We start from the raw sequence: 24,697 nt of genomic DNA, 5'->3' as shown, positions 1-24,697 counted from the left end.
GCTGAGTACAAAATTTGCTAACACCTTTTTTATTCATGAAAAAACTGCCGAAGCTTATCGGCAGTCATCGTGTTCTATTGATATTATTGGTTGTTGCCGCTTTTCTTGCCTTTGATCAGCTTGTCTACTGCGCTCAAGCGCTTCTAAATCTTCTTGATTTGCATTCTCCATCGCAAATTCAACATCTTTATTTTTACCCGCATGTTCTGCATGCTTTCGGCTTTTTCTGTTACTTGTGCCCATCATATTCCTCCTTGATGAAATCCGTCTTAAATAAAACCTCCAGCTTCTTCGATCAGTCGCATCGCTTGTTCATGAACCGACTCATCCAAGACAACGGTTAATAATATATTCCGTCCAGTTGGGCCCCCCTGACCTCCATCACTCATCCCACTAGCGGTTGGATCTGCAGCCGCTAGAATTCCAGGAAACGTACTGGTTAATCCAGCATCCTGTGTTAGAGTGGTAAGACTGCCAAGCTGCCCTGTTAGTGGACTAAATTGATCCGCATAACTCGTGCTCGGATATCGGCTGAACCGATCAATGGATAGGTCGTCTACACGTAAAGCTCGCAGTTTTCTAGCAACTCCTTCAGCCTCTTCAGGACTTTTGAAGTATGCTAAAATATTTTTTTCAGCCACATTACCACCTGCCGTTCCTAAACTGCCAACCATAGATACGAAATTTAGGATTTAATATTTGTTATTTTTTTATTCGAAATAACACAAAAAAAACCTGGCCAAAGGGTATAATTAGAAAAAAATGATGATGGAAAGGAGAAGAAAAATGGAACAGCAACAACATATCGTTAATGCTGAGTGGCATAAGCAACATCATAATCGAGTAGCCGAATTTCATAAAAATCACGCTTCCAAAATAGAACATGGTGAGAATGGAAGCGGTCTGTTAGCTAAATGGGAAAGATTTGTTTATAACAAAGGGAAGGCTCTTTTAAAGGCAATAAAATAACCTTTTATTTATGTTTTATTAAAAAAAGCACTGTGTTTCTTATAAGAAATACAGTGCTTTTTATGCTTAATTATATTCCGGGCAGCTCATTCACCGCGGAAAGCTCGTTTCAAACGATCAAATAATGATTGCTCGTTTTCGTGTGTTTGCTCTCCATCTAATGCGGCAAATTGACGCAACAGTTCTTTTTGTTCCTCACTTAATTTGCTAGGCGTAACGACAACCACTTTAACATGTTGATCGCCTTGTCCAACGCCTCTAAGACGCGGAACACCTTTATTTTTCAAGCGGAAGTAAGTACCTGTCTGCGTTCCTGCTGGAATTTTCAGTTTTACTCTTTCCGTAAGCGTTGGAATTTCGATCTCATCACCTAGTGCAGCTTGTGCAAACGTAAGCGGTACTTCACAGTAAATATCATCGCCTTCACGCTCGAAAAATTCATGCGGTTTCACGCGTATGACAATGTACAAATCACCTGCTGGGCCTCCGCGCAAACCGCCTTCCCCTTCACCAGACATGCGCAGTTGTGCGCCATCATCGACACCCGCTGGAATACGGACATGGATTTTACGTTGTTTTTTCACGCGGCCTTGACCATGGCATGTTGTACATTTTTCTTTGACAACTTTTCCGGTACCGCCGCAGTTATTACAAGTTCGGCGGTTAACCATACGTCCAAAAGGCGTATTCTGCACCACTTCTTGTTGACCTGAACCATGACATACGGAACAAGTGTGAACCTGCGATCCTGGTTTTGCTCCAGAACCGTGGCACACATCGCAGTTCTCCGTGCGCGGAATCGTTATATCTTTCTCAACGCCGAAGACAGCTTCCTTAAATTCGATCGTCATATTATATTGCAGGTCATTTCCCCGCTCTGGCGCATTTGGATCTCTCGTTCGACCGCCGCCTCCGAAAAACATATCGAAGATGTCACCAAATCCGCCGAAATCTGCGCCAGAGAATCCGCCGCCGCCCATACCTTGGTTCGGGTCAATATGTCCATATTGATCATATCTGGCGCGCTTCTGGCTATCGCTCAGCACGTCATATGCCTCTTTCACTTCTTTGAATTTGGCTTCGGCGTCCGGCGCCTTGTTGACGTCCGGGTGATATTGGCGTGCCAGTTTGCGATATGCTTTTTTAATCTCATCATCAGAAGCACTTTTACTTACTCCAAGCACTTCATAATAATCGCGCTTCTCAGCCATTTGTCCACCCCCATCAGTTCACGTACAAAGAGAAAGCCAAAGCAGGGCATGACCCAGCTTTGACCTTCCCTTGTCATTATACTTGTTAGCTTATGCAATCCTTAAACAATTTGTTTTAAGGTTAACCTTGTTTTTTATCTTCGTCAACTACTTCGTAGTCTGCGTCAACTACGTTTTCCTTTTGCCCAGCGCCGCCTTGAGCAGCATCGCCAGCTTGCTCTGCTTGAGCTGCTTGTTCGTACAGCTTCACAGAAAGCTGCTGAGCGATTTGAGTCAATTCTTCAGTTGCAGATTTAATTTCTTCTATATTATCGCTCTCAATCGCTTTTTTCACTTTTTCTTTCGCTTCGTTCGCTTTTTCCACTTCAGAAGCGTCTACTTTACCTTCGAGATCTTTAATTGTTTTCTCAACGGAGTAAACAAGTTGGTCAGCTGTGTTCTTCGCTTCAACCAATTCTTTACGTTTGCGGTCTTCTTCAGCGTGAAGTTCAGCGTCCTTCATCATGCGTTCGATTTCTTCATCAGTCAGACCGCTGGAAGAAGTAATCGTAATTTTTTGGCTCTTGCCTGTACCTTTATCCGTAGCAGACACGTTAACGATACCGTTCGCGTCAATATCGAACGTAACTTCGATTTGCGGTACACCGCGAGGCGCTGGCGGAATGTCGCCAAGCATAAAGCGTCCCAGCGTTTTGTTGCCTGCTGCCATTTCACGTTCCCCTTGCAAAACGTGGATTTCTACACTTGGCTGATTATCAGCGTAAGTGGAGAATATTTGAGATTTGCTTGTAGGGATCGTTGTATTGCGTTCAATCATTTTCGTAAATACGCCGCCAGCCGTTTCAATACCGAGTGAGAGCGGAGTTACGTCAAGAAGAACGACATCTTTAACGTCACCAGTCAATACGCCGGCTTGAACAGCTGCACCAAGAGCAACGACCTCGTCTGGGTTAACGCCTTTATGAGGCTCTTTACCAAGCACTTTCTTGATGGCTTCTTGTACTGCAGGAATCCGAGTAGAACCGCCGACAAGAACGACTTTATCAATATCGTCTGGTGTCAAACCTGCGTCACTGAGTGCACGGCGAGTAGGACCGAGTGTGCGTTCTACAAGATGAGCTGACAACTCTTCAAATTTCGCACGAGTCAAGTTTACTTCCAAGTGTTGAGGCACGCCGTCTACTACAGTAATAAACGGAAGTGAAATTGTTGTTGTGAGTACACCGGACAATTCTTTTTTCGCTTTTTCAGCAGCATCTTTCAGACGTTGGATTGCCGCTTTATCTTTGCTAAGGTCAACACCTTGATCTTTTTTGAATTCTGCAACCAAATAGTCAATGATGACTTGGTCAAAATCGTCACCGCCAAGATGGTTGTCACCGCTTGTCGCTTTTACTTCGAAGAATCCATCACCAAGTTCAAGGATGGATACGTCGAATGTACCACCGCCAAGGTCATATACGAGAATCGTTTGATCTTCAGATTTATCAAGACCGTATGCAAGTGCTGCTGCTGTTGGTTCGTTCACGATACGCAGTACTTCTAGACCTGCAATTTTACCAGCATCTTTCGTAGCTTGACGTTGGCTGTCGTTGAAATAAGCTGGAACCGTAATAACCGCTTGTGTTACAGGTTGACCTAAGTATGCTTCCGCATCAGCTTTCAATTTTTGCAAAATCATTGCGGAAATTTCTTGAGGTGTGTATTCTTTGCCATCAATAACTACTTTATGGTTTGTACCCATATGACGTTTGATGGAAATGATCGTGCGATCAGGATTTGTAATTGCTTGACGTTTTGCTGTTTCACCAACAATACGTTCTCCGTCTTTTTTGAAACCTACAACGGATGGAGTTGTGCGACCACCCTCTGGGTTAGGAATAACGACAGCTTCGCCACCTTCCATAACGGCAACGCAAGAGTTTGTTGTACCTAAGTCAATACCGATTACTTTGCTCATCGTAAAAAGTTCCTCCTTTAAAATTTCATAATTCTGTCGATGATTATGAATTACATACTTACCTTGACCATAGCCGGTCTTAATACCTTATCTTTCAGCATGTAGCCTTTTTGAACTTCTTCAACGACGATGCCTTCTTCATACTCCTCAGATTCCACTTGCATAATCGCTTGATGGAATTCCGGGTTAAACGGCTCGCCGACCGTTTGCATAGCGGACAAGCCCTCTGCAGCAAGCACACCCTCCAATTGGCGGAAAATCATTTCCACACCTTTTGTGAAGGATTGAAGATCTGTACTGCTGCCACTTGAAGCCAGTGCTCGTTCGAAGTTATCTACGACAGGAAGAAGCTCGGTAATCAACTTCATGGAAGCGTACTTCGCAAGTTCTTCTTTCTCTTTAAGTGTACGCTTGCGGAAATTATCAAAATCAGCTTGCGTTCTTAATTGACGCTGCTGATGTTCCTCAACAAGTGCCCGAAGACTCTCGATTTCGGCATTTTCATTCTGTTCGCTGCTTTCTGCAGTAGCTTCTGATGCCTCCGCCTCTTCGTTTACATCGCTTACAGGTTCATTATGAAGCGCTTGTTCCTCTTCGGACGCTGTTTGTTGCTCTTGAAATTGTTGCTCGTTATTCAAGATGGTTTCACCTCCTTAAAATACAGTCATCATCTATTGTTCTTGGCGCATCTTAATGACGTTGTGGATACGAAGAATGGCTGCTCCAACTTCTCCTGCGATTTTCAGCGCATGAATTTTAACGAGAGCAGGATCCATAATACCCGCTTCTTCGTAATCCATAATGAGACCCGTGTCACAGTCAATTCCGACAGAGTCAGATTGCTTCGCAATTTGCGCAGCCCGCGTCTCTTCAATCTTCTCCAAAGGATTGTATCCTGCATTCAGTAAAATTTGAGTCATCGGTTTCCGCAGTGCCTGTGCAACAGCTGCAACACCGAAAGCCTCCATTCCTTTCACCGTCTCACGGTATCGCTCCAGCTCATAAGAAGCTGCAAGCTCACTTGTGCCTCCGCCAGGCAACACTCCACCGCGGATGGCAGCTTGAATGCTTGAAGCGGCATCGCGAGCTATCCTCGCCCGTTCACCGACAACCTCCGCTGTACTCGCACCTACGATGACGGTAACGAAGCTGCTCTGATCCTGCCTAGCTGCAACGCGTACTTTGTCCAACAATTCATCATAGCAGATCGATGGGGTATACCCAAGCAGATTAGCGAATTGCTCATTCGGTTTATGTAAAGCGGTTTTTCTTACCGGAACAGCTCCGCTCATGGCGCTAATCCGCCTTAAATCTTCGCGGGAAACACGAGGAATGACCATAATGCCATGATCGGCACAAAATTGCTCTGCATCCGGGTGTATTCCACGTTCAAGCAACACCGCCCCAACACCAAGTTCAGCGATTCGCTCTAATTGTGCACCAAATTGTCTGCGTAAATCCATATACTGCGCAAATCCCGCTTCTGTCGTGAGCACTTCTTCATCAAGTGACTCAGGCTCAAGCGCATCTTGCAACAGTAGAATACGCGTATTTGTCAGCTTCGAAATTAAATGAGGATGAAGCGGCTTTTGCCGAAGCAAAATCCCTTCAAACAATTCATTATTCGCTTTCTCGTGTGAAATAATGCTGTCAGCCAGCGTGAAGGACGGCTGAAGGAGTCTTGAGACTCCGACCTTTTCAGCCGCTTCCAGCACCAGCTTCACAACATCTTCTTGTTCACGCCCTGCTACATAAGCAGTTTTAACCAAAAGAGGATCATTCAGTCCATCAATACGGCGAGCTCGCTTGGACAGTAACTCGATCGCGGCTGAAACGCCTTGCTGCATTCCTGCGACCACTTTGGATACAGGAACTCCTCTCGTAATTTGGGCGACACCTTCTTGTACAAAGGCGCCCGCCAGGACAGTTGCTGTTGTCGTCCCGTCACCCACTTCATTTTGCTGGGAACGAGCTACCCCAATGAGCAGAAGAGCCGCAGGATGAGTCACATCCATTTTATCCAGTATCGTAACCCCATCATTGGTAATAATAACTTCTCCCCGCGGTCCAACTAGCATCACATCAAGGCCTTTAGGACCCAGTGTCCCTTCTACAGCCGAGCAGACCGCTCTGACAGCGTTGCTGTTGTTCAGCAGGGTTGCATAACGTTCATCTGATTCATGGACGGACTGATTGCTTTGGCTCATAACATGCTCTCTCCTCTATTTATACAAAGCGCGACAGGATCGTCGACATGTTCTTAGAGATAATATCTAAAATGCTAATGACTCTGGCATATTCCATCCGAGTTGGACCGAGTATGCCGATCGTACCTACTGCTTCTCCGTCTAAGGAATATGTTGCTGTAATGAGACTGCAGTTCGCAATAGCTTCATGCGTATTCTCCGTACCTATACGCACTTGAATACCCGAAGATTTCGATGATTCGCTCATCATTTTTAGCAAAGTTGGAGTCTCTTCAAGGAGATCAAGAATATCTTTCACCTTATCGATATCTTTAAATTCAGGTTGGGTAAGCATATTCGTCGTTCCACTAAGGAACACCTTTTGATCTCGTTGCTCGCTGTCTAAAGTAGCATCCAGCAATTGAAGCATTTCCTCGTAGTGAGATACATTTTTTTGCATTTCCTGTGCAATTTCGGAATACAGCCGTGATTTCAATTTATAGAGCGGTACCCCGACAAGCTTACTATTCAAAATGTTGACGACTTTCTCCAGATCCGACATTGAAACGCCAGCTGGAATCGAGACGGGCTTGTTCTCCACTTGTCCTGTACTTGTCACAATAATCGCAACTGCTCTATTCTCATTAAGCGGCAGCAGTTGAAAGTGACGTAATGAAGTATTAAAAACTTCCGGTCCTAACAGGATGGAAGTATAGCTCGTCATTTGAGAAAGAACGGTACCAGCATGCTGAATCACTTGTTCCATCGCATTAAGCTTTTCCGTTAGAAAAGACTTAATCACTTGAATCTCAGAAGGTTTGATAGAATTCAAAGATACCAAATGATCTACATAATATCGGTAGCCTTTGTGTGAAGGGATCCGGCCTGCAGACGTGTGCGGCTGCTCTAAAAAACCAAGTTCCTCTAAATCAGCCATCTCATTTCGAATCGTAGCCGGGCTGTAACCAACATCGCCCCGTTTAGAAATGCTGCGGGACCCTACTGGTTCTGCCGAACGAATATAGTCGTCGACAATCGCGTTCAGAATCATCCGTTGTCGTTCGGTTAACACGGTACATCTCCTCCTCACCGGCTTACTCTTGTTTGTCGTTAGCACTCGCATGAGTTGAGTGCTAACCGCTAATACAAAAATACCAAACTAACCTGAGCATTGTCAAGTCAGTTCAGTATCTTAAGAACTGCTATTTCATCACAATGATTTTGTTTGCTGCAATGGACGCAATCGGTCCATACTTTTTCTGGAAAAATCTCTTTATTTACGACCTGGAAACCATTTTTCTGAAAGAATGATACTTCATAAGTGAGCGCCATAACTTTAGGTATGGATTGAGATCTCGCTTCTTCTACAAGAAAGGAAACGAGCATAGACCCAACCCCTTTCCCCTTATGACCTTCAGAAATACCTAGGGAACGAATTTCTACAAGATCATGACCTAGTCGGCATAGTGAACCGCAACCTATGACTTCCCCGTCCAAATCAGCTACCACAAAGTTCGAGATTTGCCGCTCTAGAACTTTGCGAGACCGAGGCAGCATAATTCCTTTCTCTGCATACCCCTGAATCATTAGGTACAGTGTTTCTATGTCGTCAACAGTCGCTTGTCTGCACACCGCCGGCATGATTCCTCTCCTCCTCACAAGCTGTCTATGTTATGAATAAATATACAACAGCTTGTATAGAAGTGCAATATTTAATATTTCATCAATTAACGGTTAAAACCCCAATAAACTCAGAGAAAACATCGTTTCCGAATAAAATACCTTGTTCGCTAAGACGGTATCCGTCATTCACTTTTTCGATTAATCCCGCATTCAGCATTTTATTCAGCGGACCACGGAATACGTCTTCCACCTTAAGTCCAAACTGATGCGTAAATCGTGATGATGAAATTCCATCTAACATGCGCAGCCCAACCATCATGAAGTCTTCCATCGCTTCTTCCTTAGCAATAGAGTAGCTTTCGAGCCGCGGAAGACCTTTCTGAGCAGCTTCAATGTAAGGGGAGATGCCTTTAATGTTAATGTGGCGTTCCCGGCCAACATAACCATGCGCGCCAGCTCCTAAACCATAATAATCCTCATTGCGCCAGTAAGTTGTATTATGTTTGCTCTCATAGCCCGGCTTAGCAAAATTGCTAATTTCATATTGTTTATATCCCGCTTCTTTCATTCGCTGCATAAGCAGTAAATACATTTGCAGTTCATCGTCCTCGTTTGGAAGCGGAAGCTGATTTTTTTGATAGAGAGTGTGGAAAAGCGTGTTCTCCTCTACTTTTAAGCTATAGATCGAATAGTGAGGAAGACCAAGCTCCAGCGCCTTCGTTACACTTTCAGCCAGCATATCTACCGTTTGATTCGGAAGTCCAAACATCAAATCAATAGATAGATTCGTTAAGCCGGCCTTTCTAGCGTTCTCAAGGCTGCGATAGACGTCATCTGTATTATGAATTCGGCCAATCCCCGTAAGCAGATCATTCTGGAAAGCTTGAACTCCGAAGCTGACACGATTGACGCCGCCTTCTTTCATAGCCGCAAGTTTCTCGGGATCTGTAGTTCCTGGATTTGCCTCCATAGAAAACTCGATATCATCAGCCCAATTCGGAAAATAAGTACGAACGGATTTCAAGAAATATTCCATTTCCTTCGGAGTAAGCACCGTCGGTGTGCCTCCGCCAACGAAAATCGTCTTAATCTCACCCGGCGGGTTCTGCGTAACAGTGTACTCCATCTCCCGCTCAAGGGCGCGTAAATAATCCATTACAGGCTGATCTTTAAGCACGTAAGAATTAAAGTCGCAATAAAAACATTTATTGGTACAAAAGGGGATATGAATATATACCGCCTTTGGAGCTTCACCCTTGTTTGACTGCACTCCTGTCGTCATGCAAATCCCTCCTTAGCATGAAAGGGAAAGCCTCGCGGCTTCCCCTTCAAAACCATTTTATTTTCCGTATATCAATTAATTGTCGTCGATTTTAAGGACAGCCATGAACGCTTCTTGCGGAACTTCAACGCTGCCGACCTGCTTCATGCGTTTTTTACCTTCTTTTTGCTTCTCAAGCAACTTACGCTTCCGAGAAATATCACCGCCGTAGCATTTCGCAAGAACGTTTTTGCGCATCGCTTTAACCGTTTCACGCGCAATAACCTTTGTACCGATTGATGCTTGAATCGGCACCTCGAACATTTGACGAGGTATAAGTTCTCTAAGCTTCTCGCAAATGACACGTCCGCGTTGATAAGCGCGGTCGCGGTGGACGATGAAGGAGAGGGCATCCACTTGTTCGCCATTGAGCAAAATATCCATCTTCACCAAGTTCGATCTGCGATATCCTGACAGCTCGTAATCAAAGGAAGCATAACCTCTTGTGCTAGATTTCAGCTGATCAAAGAAGTCATATACGATCTCAGAAAGCGGCATTTGATACGTAATCGTCACTCTCGTTGTGTCGAGATATTCCATATTGACGAACTCTCCGCGTTTCGTTTGGCACAGCTCCATAATCGTTCCTACATAATCATTCGGCACAATAATGGAAGCCTTCACGAACGGCTCTTCAACATACTCAATTTTACCGACTTCCGGATAGTTGGAAGGGTTATCGATGCTAATCGTCGTTCCGTCCGTTAGAGTTACTTTGTAAATCACGCTCGGTGCCGTTGTAATCAGCGGAATGTTGAATTCGCGTTCGATCCGTTCTTGAATGATCTCCATATGGAGCAGACCTAAAAATCCGCAGCGGAATCCGAAGCCAAGCGCGCTTGACGTCTCTGGCTCAAAGCTCAGTGATGCGTCGTTCAGCTGCAGCTTCTCAAGCGCTTCGCGCAAATCATTATAGTCTTGTGTCTCTATCGGGTAAAGACCACAGTATACCATCGGATTAATTTTACGGTAACCAGGAAGCGGTTCCGGTGTCGGATTCTTCGCATCTGTTACTGTATCCCCGACGCGAGTGTCACCCACATGCTTAATACCCGCTACGATAAAACCAACATCACCTACATTCAGCTCGTCCACAATCGTCATACGCGGTTTAAACGCACCGACTTCGATGACCTCAAACGTTTTATTGGTTGCCATCATCTTAATCTTGGATCCTGCTTTAATACTGCCGTCGATAACCCGTACATACACGATTACCCCTTTGTAAGGGTCATAGTGGGAATCGAAAATGAGCGCCTTAAGCGGTTGATCCGGATCTCCCTGCGGTGCGGGTACTTTCCTTACAACCTGTTCTAAAATTTCCTTAATGCCGATGCCAGCCTTAGCTGAGGCGAGCACTGCATCGCTTGCATCAAGACCGATGACGTCTTCTACTTCCTGTTTGACCCGATCTGGATCTGCGCTTGGAAGGTCAATTTTATTAATAACCGGTAAAATTTCCAGGTTGTTATCAAGAGCCAAATACACGTTAGCGAGTGTCTGCGCTTCAATCCCCTGTGCAGCATCGACAACGAGCAGTGCCCCCTCACATGCGGCAAGACTTCGCGATACTTCATAAGTGAAATCCACGTGCCCTGGAGTATCAATAAGATTAAGAATATATTCTTCACCGTCATCCGCACGGTATGTAAGGCGGACAGCTTGCAGTTTAATCGTAATGCCGCGCTCTCTTTCGAGATCCATTTGATCCAACACCTGATCCTGCATTTCACGTGAGCTGAGCGCGCCAGTATACTCGAGAATTCGGTCAGCCAATGTCGATTTCCCGTGGTCTATATGTGCGATAATACTAAAATTACGAATTTTCTGTTGTCTTGCTCTTAAGTCAGTCATGCATTACCTCCACCAACAGCCTGAAGTACAATCAATTCATTATAGCAATTGGAGAGTAACCGTTCAATCCCGAAGTCGAAACTGCAATATTATTCCGTAACCGAGCTGAATAACGATACGACAAAGCGTATTCCTTTTTGCGACAATTGCTGCAGCAGTCCCGCTGTCTTATCGGCCAACTGGTCGACTGGCGGATTGGATTCGACCGGACGAATGGTTTGTGGTACGTTAACTTGCTCCACTTGCTTTGCTTGTTCCTTTCTCTCGGCTATGTCCGTCTTTTTAATGGGTGCCTGCGGTTCCATCTGCACAGCAGATTCATGAATTCCAGGACCGTATATATTTTCAATACCCGAAGTTGCGAGCTGCATACCGATAAACATACCGATCGCAATTAGACACCCAAACAAAACGATTCTTTTCGTGAATTGAGACATCTGTCTATCCGCACCTCCTCAGGTTAAAGTCGCCTATATTTACTTTACGCTTTTACTTGCCGCCCTTCCCGCTTCCGTCGCTGCTTGCATTTACGGTTTGCGCCTTCGAATCTGTCCAATAAATGTCTGTAATAATATTGGCTAAAATGTCTACAGTACGTTCAAGCTCTTCTTCGCTGTTATCGACCCCGCCGACTTCAATTAATATGCTGTTAGGTGAAAACGACTGGTTGTATTCCCCGTTGCCTTCTTTGGCCGTCTTAGCCCATACGCCTCGAGATACACCGGGGTATGCCTTTTCTAAACGCTCATGTATTTCATTCGCAAACTTCTCATTTTTGCTCCAATTTTTATTTTCATGCCCAATAATGAAGTACACTTTAGCGTAACTGACTCCACCTATCGTCGCCGTCGTTTTTTGATAATGCTGCGAATCTCTATGGATGTCTATGAAGTAGTTTAAATCATTATATTGAGCAATGGCCGCTTTTACCGTCTCTCTGGAGTATTTATAAGAATAGTAGTAGTTATAATTAGCGATCGTAGATGCATAGTCTGTTCTTGAGTGAAATACTCCGACTCCACGGTCCTCAAGCCTCTTCGCCATAAACTCTCCGATCGTTCCAACATTCAGCTTGTTTGATTCCGGATTATCATTATTCGTATGAAGCATTGGGTTAAAAGATTCACGAGGATGAGAATGATAGATCATTACTACCTTTTTGCTAGAAGATTTTGACGGCTGCGAATCTCCTGCATTGCCGCTCGTATCCGATTGACCTGATTTTGAATTGTTCTGATCATTTGACGACGGATCTTGCTGCGGCTCTTGATTGTGCTCGTCAATCTTGACTGTGTCGTCGTGATTCGTGTCCGAATGATAATCTTGCGGTGCATCTACCTCTTCATTTCCTGATCCATGGCGAAGGAGTACCGGATCATCTGCTCCAATGCCAGGCACCTCACGAGCAATCAACGTCTTAGGATCCATCGGATTCACGTTCGTTAATAGTTGAAACACAAATGTCGTCATATTTTTAGCTGAAAACGTATAGTCATTTTGCTTAGTTTTTAAGTAGGGCATCTCCATACCAATCATGTCCATAAAAAACCGACTTGACACAGTAGCCGCAAAGCCTTTCATCGAGGAAACCGGCGACGAATGTAAACTTTTCTCTGCCATTCCTCCTAGCCCAAGCACCATGAAAAAAACCATGGAACCTATTGTAAGAAGAGCAAAGGTTTGTCCCATCACTAAAACTCGCATCATATTCTCTTTCCATCTGCTTATATGATTTGTATGTTTTCTTAACCATTTCATAGCTTATCTGTCCTCCTTGGGTGCATTCTCGTATATTTCAAATCTATGAACCTCTGACAATAGATAGAACTATTTACAAGAAAAAAAAGAAACTCCGATAGATTCGGAGTTCTGTTTTACGAGATTCGCAGTATTTTCGTTCATTTTTAGTGTGTGTAAGCAGCCACGTTATCCCCATTTACTGCTTCATGAAGTGCTCCATTTAAGCCGCTTGCAATAATGTTCGCAATATCTTCAACAAATTCATCAATTTCTTTTGGGGTCACGATTAAATCATGACCGAGCGGCTCTAACACTTCCTTAACAAGACCAAGACGTTCCTGCTCCGAAATTTGCTCCAGTAAGCCCATAATTCGTCCGGTCTGTTCCGTTTCGCGGTTAAAATGTTTCTTCATTAACTCCATAGCATTATTGACTATGGTGGAAGCGTAGCAAACTGTTGGTACGCCAATGGCGATACAAGGAATACCTAAGATCTGCTCAGTCAGTCCTCGCCGTTTGTTGCCAATGCCTGAACCGGGATGAATGCCAATATCGGCAATTTGAATCGTCGTATTGACACGTTCTAACGATCTTGATGCTAACGCATCAATGGCAATGATAATATCCGGCTTCGTTCGTTCGACGATCCCTTGAACGATTTCGCTGGATTCAATCCCTGTAATACCGAGCACCCCTGGTGCTACGGCACTCACTTCTCGATATCCAGGAGATATTTGATCAGGCATAAGCTCAAACAGATGCCTCGTTACTAATATATTTTCGACGACAAGCGGGCCGAGTGAATCCGGAGTTACGTTCCAGTTGCCGAGTCCAACGACGAGCACACGTGCAGAAGGAGCAATATTAATTTTTCGCAGAAAATTTTCAAATTCTTTCACAAAAGTGGCAGATACGCGCTCTTGCAAATCCGTGTCATGGTTGCGCAAATTAGGAACCTCTAAGGTAATGTAATGCCCTTTCATACGCCCAAGAATAGCAGCACCCGCCTCATCAACTACGTCCAGTCTAGTCACCTTGATTCCATCCTGTTCACTCACTTCCTCATGAACACCAGGAATTTGTGAGCCGTTCGACGCTTCTGCTAATTCTTTTGCTTCAATGGCTAAATCCGTGCGAACCGCATATTTTTGTAAATCCAAATCCATGCTATGAAGCCCTCCTTTTACCAACATTAACTCTATTGTGCGGGAGAAGGAGCTTCTTTATGCAAATTATTCTATTTTGGGCGACAATCATCTGAGGAGATCAATAGTTTGTAGTATTGCTTTTTACTATACCCCATGCTAAAATATTTTAAGTTGTGAATCATTTGATGGATTCGTAAATGCTAATGCCTTACAGGAGGTGAATCGCAATGCCAAATATTAAATCCGCTGTAAAACGCGTTAAAACAAGTGACAAACGTCGTCAACTTAACGCTTCCCAAAGATCTGCACTTCGCACAGCTGTTAAAGTTGCTGAAACTGCACTAACTACGAATGAAGTAGAAGCTGCAAAAGCTGCTGTTCTTGCTGCTTCCAAAAAATTGGACAAAGCTGTAACTAAAGGTTTGATTCATAAAAACGCAGCTGCCCGCAAGAAATCTCGCTTGGCGAAAAAATTGAACGCTCTTAACGCTTAAGTCGTCAAGAAGCGCTTTCCATAACACAAACGAAAAGCCCTGAACAACATTTGCTTGTTCAGGGCTTTTGAGTTCTAATGCTTTCTTGATTTGTTATGCGCTATGCTCCAAGCTTCAGCAGAAATAGCTCCAGACCAAGTACTTTTTCAATAGCACCCGTCTTCATCTGATAGTCAAGTTCCCCAAGATCAGCTAATATACGCCGCAGCCTCCCAGTATCGAATTTTCTCGCCTGTTCACCTGCAATTTTTACCGCATAGGGATGTATTCCAATTTGCGAAGCAATCTGCTGCTGAGAGTAGCTCTGCTGTCCTAATTCTTTTACCTGTAGCATTATCCGAAATTGCCTTGATATAAGAGCAGCAATCTTAATAGGCTCTTCACGCTGTTTCAGCAAATCATAATATAGATTCAGCGCTTTCTCGAGTCTCAGATTCGCAATTTCTTCAATCATCACGAATACATTTTGCTCCGTACTGCGCGCTACCAGTATATCTACAATCTCTACATCGATGATGCCGCCTTGTCCCGCATAAAGAGCAAGCTTGTCCAATTCTGCAGACAACGTCTGCAGCTGTGTACCTGCGTTCCGAATAAGCGCATCAGCCGCTCCGGCAGCAAGCTTGCAGCCTCTCTTCTCTGCTTGATGTGTAACCCATTCTACGAGTTGTTCTCCACTTAGAGGCATGAATGAAAGAACGGTGCCGGCATTTTTCATCGATTTAACGACTTTTTTACGCTCGTCCAGCTTCTCGCCTTCTACAATGAACACAATAACACTGTATTCCGTTGGATTATCCATATATGCCAGCAGGCGATCAAGTTGATGGTCGATTTTGTTCTGATCTCTGCCAGATGTAAACACAGATGAATCTTTAACAAGGATTAGTTTCTTGGGTACGAGAAAAGGAATGGTTTCCGCCTCTTCTACGACAGCCTCTATAGGAGTTTCTGATAAGTCAAAAGGTACAATGCCGAAGTCTCGGTGCTCCTCTTGTGTGACGTGCTCAGTCAGCAGTGTAATAAATTGTTGAATTTGATATTTCTCTGTGCCGTAGCAAAGATATATCGGTGATACCTGCCCTTTTCGAATTTGTTGCAGTGCAGTCTTGGCATCCACGTACGGTATCCCCTTTCTGAAAAACATATACATATAATTTAACAAAATTTTTGCAAAACAACAAAGGGACCTTGCCGAACAATCGGAAGAAGGTCCCTTTGTCCCAATGCATCTATATAAACGCGAGACGTAGGAAGCTCTAGAAACTTCCGGCCCGCGGTCATACTGACGACTTGGGAATAAACTGTATTTTGTCTCTATAACCTATTCCATATCTCTCAAATGTGTGCATCCATTTGGCGTAAATTATTGCGGATTTGACGGAATTTGATACGTGTACTGCGTTACTTTATCTTCTTGCTTCGTTTCATAAGTAAACACCGTGCTGTCTTCCGACCAAGAACCTTGCACCCAATCACCCAAAATGGTATTTGATGCGATTAGATTTTTAGACTTTGTATTGTCCGCATTTGCGCTTATCGAATAGAAGTTTAATTGTCCCTCTTCAATTACAGCTGTAAATTTGCCATCTGGCGATAACCATGATTGCGGGTTAAACGCTGCAATGCCGTATATTTTATCTGACGGCTGTTCTGTCTTAGGTTCCAATTTAGATTGATCATTACTAGATTTCGGATCGGTACCTTTATTTTCCAGAATCGGCTGGCTCTGTTTGTTAGAAGATTGTACCGGCTGATCTGAAGCAGAAGCGTCCGAAGCAGGAGCGGTTGACTTATTCTGATCTTGTGTTGTAGTTCCAGCATTTCCGTTCGCACCTAATGATGCTGCTGGCTTAACATGCTCTTGGTCGACAGAATCTATTGAAGAAGAATCTGCCGATTTAGAACTCTGTCTGCTTGAATCGTGACTTTGATGTTGTGCTGAGGACTTGGAATCCTCTACCTTGGAAGGTACACTTCCACTTACGCTCGAGTCAGACTTATTCGGACTGTTCTCCTGATTGCTTGTTGGCTCATCTAGAGACTCCTTCTGCGCCTCTTTAGCCATCGGAACATTTACCTGTGCTGTAATCTCCGAACGGTCAGCAGCGGATTGATCCAAAGTTTTTAATTGCTCTGTAGTCGGAACCACTTCCATTTCCGCATTAGACAAAGTCTTTGGCTCGTAGTTGTTAATAAATACACCAAGCACAATGGCAGCAGCAACAACGCCGGCAATTGCGCGTCCGTTGATGCGGCTCCGCCACGAAGTTGTTCTCTTGTTTACATGACTGCGATCAAGTTCTGAATAAGGTCTAACTGCCTCAGGTAATCCTGCAGTGGACGCTTCTTCCTGACGAGCCTTATCAATCGCATCGAGCTGAGGCAAAATGGCATCTACCAGACTATATCTAGGCGTCACATCACTAAGTTGCTCAAGCTCCGTAGATAATCGATTCAGCCTAGAGAAGAGAGCGGTGCAATCTTTGCAATGCCGAAAGTGTTCGAACATTTGCGCCGTTTCTTCTTCGCTCAAATCATGGTCAATATATCGGTGCATCCATTCCACCACCTCTTGGCAATTCATCCTGATACACCACCTTTCTGATATTCCTGGAGTAAATTCTGCAATTGCTGCCTGGCACGGAACAAGTATGACTTCACCGTATTCAGCGGGAGGTTAAGACAATCTGAGATTTCATTATACGAAAAGTCTTGCAAATACCTTAAAACGATTACCGTACGATGATGCTCTGGAAGCTTGTTAATTGCATCCTGAATATCTTGCGCCATGTACGCAGACATGACTTCACGTTCCACACTTTCCTTGCCTTGAAATACAAGCTCGTGTTCCTCTATAGAAACCGTCGGTTTCGCGCGTCTAAATTTATCGATGCAAATGTTAATGACGATTCGTTGTACCCATGTTTTAAACTGTGCTTTTTCTTCATACGAGTCAATTTTGGTATATATACGAATCAGTGCTTCCTGCGCTGCATCGAGTGCGTCTTGTTCGTTATGTAAAATATAGTAGGCCGTCCGGTAGACATGTTGCTCGATTTCACGTAGTAGGGTGATGAGAGCGTCGCGATCGCCCGATTGAGCGGCTCTAATGAGTCCCTGCTCTACCACAAAGGATCCCCCTCTCCTTGTAACCATATTGACGATAATGGTTAGCAAATTGTTGCAATCTCGAAACTTTTTTTCAAATCATAAAAAAGAGGTCCAAATCTTTCCTAAGAATAACAGAAAACAATAACCTCGTCATTATCTTCTCTCTATTATATTAACGAATTTAAGGCGCAGTTCGTTTAGTGCGCACCCAAAATTCCCCGTCCTTAACCTTCATTTGGACTTCTCCGTGGAGATCAGTGCGGTAAATAAGAGACCCTTCATTTGAAATTCTATTTACAACGGTTGGATTAGGATGTCCATATGTATTCGATGCGCCTACTGATATAACGGAGACACGCGGCCTCCAATACTTGAGCCAGGCTTCTGAAGTAGACGTTTTACTCCCGTGATGAGCAATTTTCATAATATCAACGCGGTGACTGGAAGAAGATGAGGAAAAAGAACTAATGGAAGAATTCATATTTTGCAAAATATATTGCTCCCCCTCAGATTCTACATCTCCCGTTAACAAGAAGAGGCCCCTGTTCATTTCCATTTTCATCACGATTGAATGTTTATTCTGTTCACCACTCTTCTCAATAGTACTTGATTCCTGCTCCCTTGTCTCAGGGTATAAAAAAGTAATTCGCGTATATTTATCCAATTTGAGCTCTAAATCTTCGTGCACGGCATACAGCGGAATATGTTTATCAATGGCAACTGTCATTATTTGTTCCATCACTTCAGTTCCGGAAAGGGTGCCGTTAAATAATATACGCCGAACAGGAATATTCTCAAGCACGGCAAGCATGCCGCCAATGTGGTCTTGGTCCCCGTGCGTCAAAACAACAGCCTCTAATTCATGCACGCCCCTCTTCTTCAGAAGCGGAACAACCACCTTCTTACCTACTTCAAACGGGTCTTTCCGCTCCCGCCACTCCTCGTCTTCTTTCTGAAAATGAACTGTTCCGCCCGTATCCACCAACATATTTAATCCCGAGGGCGTAGTCACCAATATGCTGTCTCCTTGACCGACGTCTAAAAATTGAACTAGACCCGCTCCGTGCATATTTTCCTGCTGATAGCCTGTATAGAGTAATCTGAAGAAACCGATCAATAATAAGCTTCCCATCAAAGCTGCTTTGCGATTTCTAGGCGAGACTGCTCCATTCATGAGCGAGGTCGTCGTAAGTGGAGCTGTCTCATCGGGTAAAGTCGGTATGACTTCACCACTCTTTTTTGAGCGGTTCGCCATAAGAAGAATAAGATAGAGAAGGACGTAATAGCATAAAATCCACGCTAGCGATGGAGATGGCCAAATCATCACAAACTGATCGTATTGATTAAGCCATTCTACTAGCCAAAATGTTATTTCATTGAGCCACTCTGCAGGCTTCGCAAAACATTTGCCCGCACTAATCCATACGATACCGAAGAGCATCGAGGCCATGCCGAGCGGCATCACGATACAGCTAATGAAAGAGACTAGGATGAAATTCGCGATAAATGATAGCCATGAAAATTGATTAAAGTAATAAATCGTAAGCGGAAAAGAGATCAGCTGCGCCGCGAGCGTAACCGAGGCAGCACCGGCTGCTCCTTTTGGCAATGATGACAGAAGCGGATATATACGAGGGACGAAAATAATGAGTCCTGCAGTAACGATGTATGAAAGCTGAAAGCTTACGTTCAGCAAAAAATAAGGATTCCAAAACATCAGCAGCAGCAAAGAGGCACAGAGAATATTCAGGCCATCCTTCAGCAATCCTCTTCTTGCCGCGTACAAGCCAATCATCGACATGATTCCTGCTCGAATAACAGAAGGAGAAGCTCCTGTAATGAGTACATAGCATGGAACCAGCATAATAACGATCGTAAGAGACGTTTCGCGTGTTAGACGGAAACGCCTCAGCACAAATAATAGAGTTCCTACATATACAGCTACGTGCATTCCAGAAATGGCAAGAACATGAGTAAGACCGAGCTTGGAGAAATGAGCAAATGTCTCTGGATCCAGATCATCAGAAATACCGATAACGAGTCCTTTCATGTATCCTGCGTTTCGTCCATCGAACAGTTTATCCATCGTCTCACCCAGGAAGCTTCGAATGGAGTCGTTCCATGCAAAGATGGTATGAACACTCCAATGTAAAGCAGGTGAAATCCTGACATTTGCTGTCCCCTTCACCTTGATCAACCAGTGAATGCTCTTCAAATGTAAATAATTTCGATAATTGAACCCTCCGAAATTGCCCCCCTCACTCGGCCGCTCCAAAATTCCTTGCATCTGGACATGCTGTCCCCGTTTCCATAAGCGAACCACTTCAAGCTCTTTTTGCTCGGCCAATCGAACCTGTACAATAACTTTCTCCTTAGATGTTAGTTTTGAGAGTGAAGAATTCTTGTTTGCTGTCTGCTTATTTCCCATGGAGAGAGCCGTTACTTCCATCGTAAAATCTACTCGGTCCCCATCGATTTCAAGCGCTGATGCAATTGTCCCTTCTGCAGAAACCGCTGATTTATGGAGCTCATCTGCAGATTGCTGTGCAGCACTCGGGATAAGACTTACATTACGAGCGTCATTCCACTCCCAATATAGTCCAGCAAAGATGAGCATGCACCACATGATAAACAGTAACTTGAAATGTACCCATTGTAATATCCACGAAGCAATAGAAACAAGCAATATCCCGATCCATATAAATAGCAGGGTAGATATGTTATAAAAATATGCCAAGCTGCTCCCAACAACCCAGCAAATCGTCATGGACAAGAGCGGACGACGGTTCAGCACGAGACAATCACCTTCTTATTTTTTACATTAATTTTGAGCAGACAAAACAAAAAGAACCCCATTTCGCAAACAGATATTTGCAAAATGAGGTTCTTCCCCATATATTTTAAAGTTAGTTCGAAACCGGCGTAACCGTTTGGCAAGCATATTCGCACAAGTCCAGCACGGCTCATCAGTAACGTACACAACTGACCCTTCCCGATCAATTCTGTCAGTGAATAGCAGCAAATTCTGCTCTGCATGGATGGTACGGATACAGCGCTGTTTTTTCACCATTTGTTCTTGACCGTCCACGTTAACAAGCTCAACTTCCTCTGCAATCATGCATCCAGCTTCAGAGCAGTCCGGCAAACCCATCGGCGCACCATTGTAAGCCGTTCCTAACAGCTTCTTGCCTTGTACAAGTACTGATCCGCGCCAGGTAGTCAGCCGCTCGCGGTAATCATCTGAGGCTTGCACAAGTTCCTTGGTCATCCGCTCATCGAGCACCCAGGTTTATGAGAACATTCCTAATCTTTCTAATTCAAACAATATTAATCTATTCAACTATATTATAACACAATATCGACATTATTTTAAGGATGTTTCTTTTGGAAAAATTAATGTAATATTCCAATATGAAGAAATTTTACTCTTCTTAAGGTCAGACCCTTCGAATAGTCGAATTTTTCAAAACACTTTCTTTATCCTTTGAACAAAAATAAATGATTACGTGTTGGAGGTCGATCATGTCAGAACTCAAAAAATTAATTAGTTTTATTAAGCCACATAAGTTGTTGATAGTAGTCAGCATTATTACGACATTAGTTATCGGCGTGCTTGAACCGCTTATTGTGTATCTTCTAAATAATGTTATAAATAGTGGGTTGCATGACCAACAACATGTATTAATGCAGAACATAGCTTTCTTTTTAGCAATCATCAGCATGGGTGTTGTAATAAAGTATGCAATCAAACTAACCACAACCCGATTTTCTGCTCTCACTCTAAGAGATATTAGAAACAAAGTTTCAACTCATATTCTGGACTTACCCATTTCAGTAATTGATAAATATACTACAGGTGACTTGATCTCGCGTATGACAAATGATATAGCTATCCTACAGCGTTATTTTACTAATTATTTTAATGCAACTTTATATGCACCAATAGTACTTGGATGTGCTGTATCGCTAATGCTCCTCATCAATTGGAAACTTATTATAATTAGCTTAGTCTTGCTCCCCTTTGGCATCTACTTAAGTAATCTCCTAGCCAAAAGTTTAGGTGAAGAAATGGGAACACTCCAACACAAACTAGGGAACATCAATTCAATTGCTCAGAATTCAATCCAAGGCATTCACACTCTAAAATCTTTTAATTTAATGAGACCCTTATATTACAAATACTCTTTAGAAGCCAACCAAATGTTATTGAGCAGTAAAATAATTGAAAAAAAACGGGCAGTCCTTATTTCATTTTCAATTTTAATGCGTTTTGGTCCCGAGAGTATATGTATATTATATGGCGGGTACTTAATGCTTCATGGGCAAATAGACAGTGGTGGATTATTAGCATATATATTTCTACTCCAGTTCGCAGCGTTTCCTCTATCAATTATTCCGGGATTGATTGGTAACTATCGTGAAATGTTAGCCGCATGCACTCGGATATTTGAAATATTAGACCTACCTAAAGAAAATAGTACTTACGCCGCGCCCCCCTCATATGACCATAACGCAGATCCAGTACAATTCGAGAATGTGAGTTTTTGTTACACCGATTCAGATAAGTGTTTACACAATTTGAATTTCTCCATCCCATCTGGAAAAATAGTCGCTATAGTAGGACCGAGCGGTAGTGGGAAAAGCACTATATTTAAATTAATTTGCGGCTTTCATGACATCCACGAAGGTTCTGGATCTATAAAAATATTCGGAAAAGACTTAAAGGAATGGAATCTTCCTGATCTCAGGAGTTGCATAGGCCTTGTATCGCAAGATTCTTATTTGTTTCCTGAATCAATAGTTGAAAACATCAAATATGGAAATATAGATGCATCTATTGAAGAAATTATTATTGCCGCGCAATCCGCTAATGCACATTCTTTTATTACAACACTTTCGGAAGGATATCAAACAATTGTTGGTGAACGTGGGAATAAATTGTCAGGTGGTCAGCGCCAGAGAATTGCATTAGCCCGCGCTTTGTTAAAAAATGCTCCCATATTACTACTGGACGAGGCTACTTCTGCCTTGGACACACAGTCTGAATCATTAATTCAGGAGGCACTAGCACAAGATATGAGCGGCAGGACGGTAATAATCATCGCACATCGTCTCTCCGCTATAAAATATGCTGACGAGATATTAGTATTAGATCGAGGGCGAATTATCGAAAGAGGTAATCATGAATATTTGTTATGTCAAGATGGACTGTACAAAAAACTGTACTTAAACGAATTCAATGAAGTTCCGGAGAAGTCGATTATCTTGGAAACGGGGTTATTAACTCATGATTGACAAACTTCTTGGGCATGAGTCAATTCGTTTATTATCCTTTTTAAGGAATAGAAAATGGAGATACATTACTGGGCTGTTCGGAGAATGTTCAATTATTGCATCGCAACCAATAATATTTGCTTTTGCACTCAAGGGCATGGCTGATTCTGCAGTTCAGGGTGATATGAATTTTCTATTTCATTCCAGTATGTTATTATGTGTTTTTATCTTGTTTTTCAGTATACTCATGCCAGCCTCTTCTTACCTGCTCCAATGGACTGTGAAGCAGGTGATGCTAGATATTCGCTTACATCTTCTTTCTCACATTTATAAACTACCTGTTCACTATTTTGATCAACATCACAGTGGTGACACGATTTCTAGAATGAACAATGACGTGCAGACATTGGAACAATATTATGGCGAGAATTTCCGTTATTTTATTTTGATGATTTTTTATGGAATGAGTTCTAGTATAACAATGTTAATGTTTGATTGGCGGTTTGGATTAGCCCTTATGCTGATTGCTTTTGTTGCAGTCTTAGTTAACAAAAAGATTGCAACTCCACTCAGAAGTATAAATGATAAAATTTTAAACCAAATGAGCGTATTGACTGAAAAACTAACAGACCTTGTAGCAGGCATTCAAGTCAGTAAAATGTTTCGGATTCAAAATTTAATTGCTTCTCGTTATAAAAATTATAACGAACAACTAACAATTTCGATGAAAAAAGAAGGTCAAATTCATGCATTACTTGAAAGTGCAGATTTCTTTGTTGGATTTATTAGCTTTACGGGCATTATCGGTGTCGGTATGATACTGGTTATAAATGGAACCATTCAATACGGTGTGTTACTAGCAGCTGTTCCATTACAAATGACGATAGTCAATGTTTTTCGTGAATTAGGAAACTCAATAACACGGCTACAAGCAAGTTTAGCAGGAGCCAGACGAATTTTTGAAATACTTGATCATCCATCTGAAGCAGAACGATATCTAATAAAAGCTAAGCTTAAAGAAGATTCGATAATAAGCATGTCTGGAGTGTCCTTTAGCTACGATCAGAATTTTAATGCACTTGACCATTTGACATTGGAAGTATCAAAAGGCCATATCGTTGCATTAATAGGTTCAAGTGGTGGAGGTAAAAGTACAATTCTTAAGCTGCTATTAGGTTTTTATCCACCAGACGTTGGATATATTTCAATCAATGGAAGATCTTTAGGGGAGTATACGTTAACTGAATTAAGAGAAATTATTTCCTATGTACCACAAGACCCCTTCTTATTTGATGGTACAATAGAAGAAAATATTAGATACGGCAATATAAACGCATCAGAAGACGAATTGATCTCAGCTGCGCGCGACGCTTATATTCATGATTTCATTTCTCAGCTACCAGAAGGCTATAATACGCAAGTAGGAGAAAGAGGCTCTAAGTTATCGGGTGGAGAACGACAGAGAGTAGCAATCGCTAGAGCTTTGTTAAAAAACGCTCCCATTTTACTGCTCGATGAAGCAACCTCAGCATTAGACAATCAATCCGAGTACTGGGTACAACAAGCCATAAATCGTCTAATGATGGGTCGCACAACAATCGTAATTGCCCATCGCCTATCTACTATTGAACATGCTGATCAAATCTACGTAATTGAAGGCGGCCGTGTTGTTGAACAAGGAAATCACGAAAAATTATCCGGAATAAAAGATAGTGTCTACAAACAATTATTGGAGTTTCAGCACAAACACAATTAAAAAAAGAACCCCATTTCGCAAACAGATATTTGCAAAATGAGGTTCTT

The 24,697-nt window shown here is 43.0% G+C and carries 22 protein-coding genes; 4 read left to right on the top strand and 18 right to left on the bottom strand.

Annotation, left to right across the window (positions count from 1 at the left end; translation table 11 throughout):
• Nucleotides 1-54: 54 nt before the first annotated feature.
• A complete protein-coding gene (locus J2Z20_RS01250; RefSeq protein ID WP_245251827.1) occupies nucleotides 55-243 on the bottom strand; it encodes a YfhD family protein in 189 nt (62 codons plus the stop codon).
• A gap of 26 nt (nucleotides 244-269) precedes the next feature.
• Nucleotides 270-641, bottom strand: coding sequence for a hypothetical protein (locus tag J2Z20_RS01245; protein WP_209844574.1), 372 nt, complete (start codon nucleotides 639-641; stop codon nucleotides 270-272).
• Nucleotides 642-786: 145 nt separating this feature from the next.
• Between J2Z20_RS01245 and J2Z20_RS01240 the strand changes: the two genes are divergently transcribed.
• The gene (locus tag J2Z20_RS01240; RefSeq protein WP_209844573.1) at nucleotides 787-969 is read left to right on the top strand and encodes a hypothetical protein; all 183 of its coding nucleotides are present in this window, start codon (nucleotides 787-789) and stop codon (nucleotides 967-969) included.
• A gap of 86 nt (nucleotides 970-1,055) precedes the next feature.
• Here the strand turns inward: J2Z20_RS01240 and dnaJ are convergent, their stop codons facing one another.
• From dnaJ to gpr, 11 genes are all read right to left on the bottom strand, one after another.
• Nucleotides 1,056-2,180 carry a molecular chaperone DnaJ gene (gene dnaJ / locus J2Z20_RS01235; protein WP_209844570.1) on the bottom strand — a complete coding sequence of 375 codons (1,125 nt, stop codon included), beginning with the start codon at nucleotides 2,178-2,180 and terminating at the stop codon, nucleotides 1,056-1,058.
• Between the two features lie 121 nt (nucleotides 2,181-2,301).
• Nucleotides 2,302-4,140: a molecular chaperone DnaK gene (gene dnaK, locus J2Z20_RS01230; RefSeq protein WP_209844568.1), complete on the bottom strand. Its 1,839-nt coding sequence runs from the start codon at nucleotides 4,138-4,140 to the stop codon at nucleotides 2,302-2,304.
• Between the two features lie 50 nt (nucleotides 4,141-4,190).
• The gene (grpE, locus tag J2Z20_RS01225) at nucleotides 4,191-4,778 is read right to left on the bottom strand and encodes a nucleotide exchange factor GrpE (RefSeq protein ID WP_209844566.1); all 588 of its coding nucleotides are present in this window, start codon (nucleotides 4,776-4,778) and stop codon (nucleotides 4,191-4,193) included.
• Nucleotides 4,779-4,811: 33 nt separating this feature from the next.
• Entirely contained in the window at nucleotides 4,812-6,347 is a 1,536-nt protein-coding gene (locus tag J2Z20_RS01220) for a TCP-1/cpn60 chaperonin family protein (protein ID WP_209844564.1), read from the bottom strand.
• Nucleotides 6,348-6,366: 19 nt separating this feature from the next.
• On the bottom strand, nucleotides 6,367-7,398 hold the full coding sequence (gene hrcA, locus J2Z20_RS01215) for a heat-inducible transcriptional repressor HrcA (protein ID WP_209844561.1): 1,032 nt from the start codon (nucleotides 7,396-7,398) through the stop codon (nucleotides 6,367-6,369).
• Nucleotides 7,399-7,505: 107 nt separating this feature from the next.
• Nucleotides 7,506-7,967 carry an N-acetyltransferase gene (locus J2Z20_RS01210; protein ID WP_209844560.1) on the bottom strand — a complete coding sequence of 154 codons (462 nt, stop codon included), beginning with the start codon at nucleotides 7,965-7,967 and terminating at the stop codon, nucleotides 7,506-7,508.
• 82 nt (nucleotides 7,968-8,049) lie between these two features.
• Entirely contained in the window at nucleotides 8,050-9,231 is a 1,182-nt protein-coding gene (gene hemW / locus J2Z20_RS01205; RefSeq protein WP_209844558.1) for a radical SAM family heme chaperone HemW, read from the bottom strand.
• A 75-nt stretch (nucleotides 9,232-9,306) separates the two neighbouring features.
• A complete protein-coding gene (gene lepA, locus J2Z20_RS01200; protein ID WP_209844555.1) occupies nucleotides 9,307-11,124 on the bottom strand; it encodes a translation elongation factor 4 in 1,818 nt (605 codons plus the stop codon).
• A gap of 89 nt (nucleotides 11,125-11,213) precedes the next feature.
• On the bottom strand, nucleotides 11,214-11,561 hold the full coding sequence (locus J2Z20_RS01195) for a DUF3679 domain-containing protein (protein ID WP_209847424.1): 348 nt from the start codon (nucleotides 11,559-11,561) through the stop codon (nucleotides 11,214-11,216).
• Nucleotides 11,562-11,613: 52 nt separating this feature from the next.
• Complete coding sequence (locus J2Z20_RS01190) at nucleotides 11,614-12,882, bottom strand: stage II sporulation protein P (protein ID WP_209844553.1); 1,269 nt, start codon at nucleotides 12,880-12,882, stop codon at nucleotides 11,614-11,616.
• A gap of 146 nt (nucleotides 12,883-13,028) precedes the next feature.
• Nucleotides 13,029-14,030, bottom strand: coding sequence for a GPR endopeptidase (gpr, locus tag J2Z20_RS01185; RefSeq protein WP_209844551.1), 1,002 nt, complete (start codon nucleotides 14,028-14,030; stop codon nucleotides 13,029-13,031).
• Between the two features lie 209 nt (nucleotides 14,031-14,239).
• Here gpr and rpsT point away from each other — a divergent pair, with 209 nt between their 5' ends.
• Nucleotides 14,240-14,506, top strand: coding sequence for a 30S ribosomal protein S20 (gene rpsT, locus J2Z20_RS01180; protein WP_209844548.1), 267 nt, complete (start codon nucleotides 14,240-14,242; stop codon nucleotides 14,504-14,506).
• A 100-nt stretch (nucleotides 14,507-14,606) separates the two neighbouring features.
• Here the strand turns inward: rpsT and holA are convergent, their stop codons facing one another.
• The 5 genes from holA to J2Z20_RS01155 form a co-directional block, all read right to left on the bottom strand.
• Complete coding sequence (holA, locus tag J2Z20_RS01175; RefSeq protein ID WP_209844546.1) at nucleotides 14,607-15,626, bottom strand: DNA polymerase III subunit delta; 1,020 nt, start codon at nucleotides 15,624-15,626, stop codon at nucleotides 14,607-14,609.
• 246 nt (nucleotides 15,627-15,872) lie between these two features.
• A complete protein-coding gene (locus J2Z20_RS01170; RefSeq protein ID WP_209844544.1) occupies nucleotides 15,873-17,093 on the bottom strand; it encodes a zf-HC2 domain-containing protein in 1,221 nt (406 codons plus the stop codon).
• The gene (locus J2Z20_RS01165) at nucleotides 17,090-17,638 is read right to left on the bottom strand and encodes an RNA polymerase sigma factor (RefSeq protein WP_209844542.1); all 549 of its coding nucleotides are present in this window, start codon (nucleotides 17,636-17,638) and stop codon (nucleotides 17,090-17,092) included. Before J2Z20_RS01165 ends, J2Z20_RS01170 begins: the two co-directional genes overlap by 4 nt.
• 163 nt (nucleotides 17,639-17,801) lie before the next feature.
• Complete coding sequence (locus J2Z20_RS01160; RefSeq protein ID WP_342454239.1) at nucleotides 17,802-20,414, bottom strand: DNA internalization-related competence protein ComEC/Rec2; 2,613 nt, start codon at nucleotides 20,412-20,414, stop codon at nucleotides 17,802-17,804.
• Between the two features lie 27 nt (nucleotides 20,415-20,441).
• On the bottom strand, nucleotides 20,442-20,888 hold the full coding sequence (locus J2Z20_RS01155) for a deoxycytidylate deaminase (RefSeq protein WP_209844540.1): 447 nt from the start codon (nucleotides 20,886-20,888) through the stop codon (nucleotides 20,442-20,444).
• Between the two features lie 254 nt (nucleotides 20,889-21,142).
• Between J2Z20_RS01155 and J2Z20_RS01150 the strand changes: the two genes are divergently transcribed.
• A complete protein-coding gene (locus tag J2Z20_RS01150) occupies nucleotides 21,143-22,915 on the top strand; it encodes an ABC transporter ATP-binding protein (RefSeq protein ID WP_209844537.1) in 1,773 nt (590 codons plus the stop codon).
• Nucleotides 22,908-24,650, top strand: a complete 1,743-nt coding sequence (locus tag J2Z20_RS01145; protein ID WP_209844535.1) for an ABC transporter ATP-binding protein — start codon at nucleotides 22,908-22,910, stop codon at nucleotides 24,648-24,650. Before J2Z20_RS01150 ends, J2Z20_RS01145 begins: the two co-directional genes overlap by 8 nt.
• The last annotated feature ends 47 nt before the right edge of the window (nucleotides 24,651-24,697 follow it).

It is taken from the genome of Paenibacillus sediminis, from assembly GCF_017873765.1.
GTDB lineage: Bacteria > Bacillota > Bacilli > Paenibacillales > Paenibacillaceae > Paenibacillus_AG > Paenibacillus_AG sediminis.
Note: the sequence above shows the minus strand (reverse complement) of the source record. Positions and strands in the feature narration are given on the sequence as shown.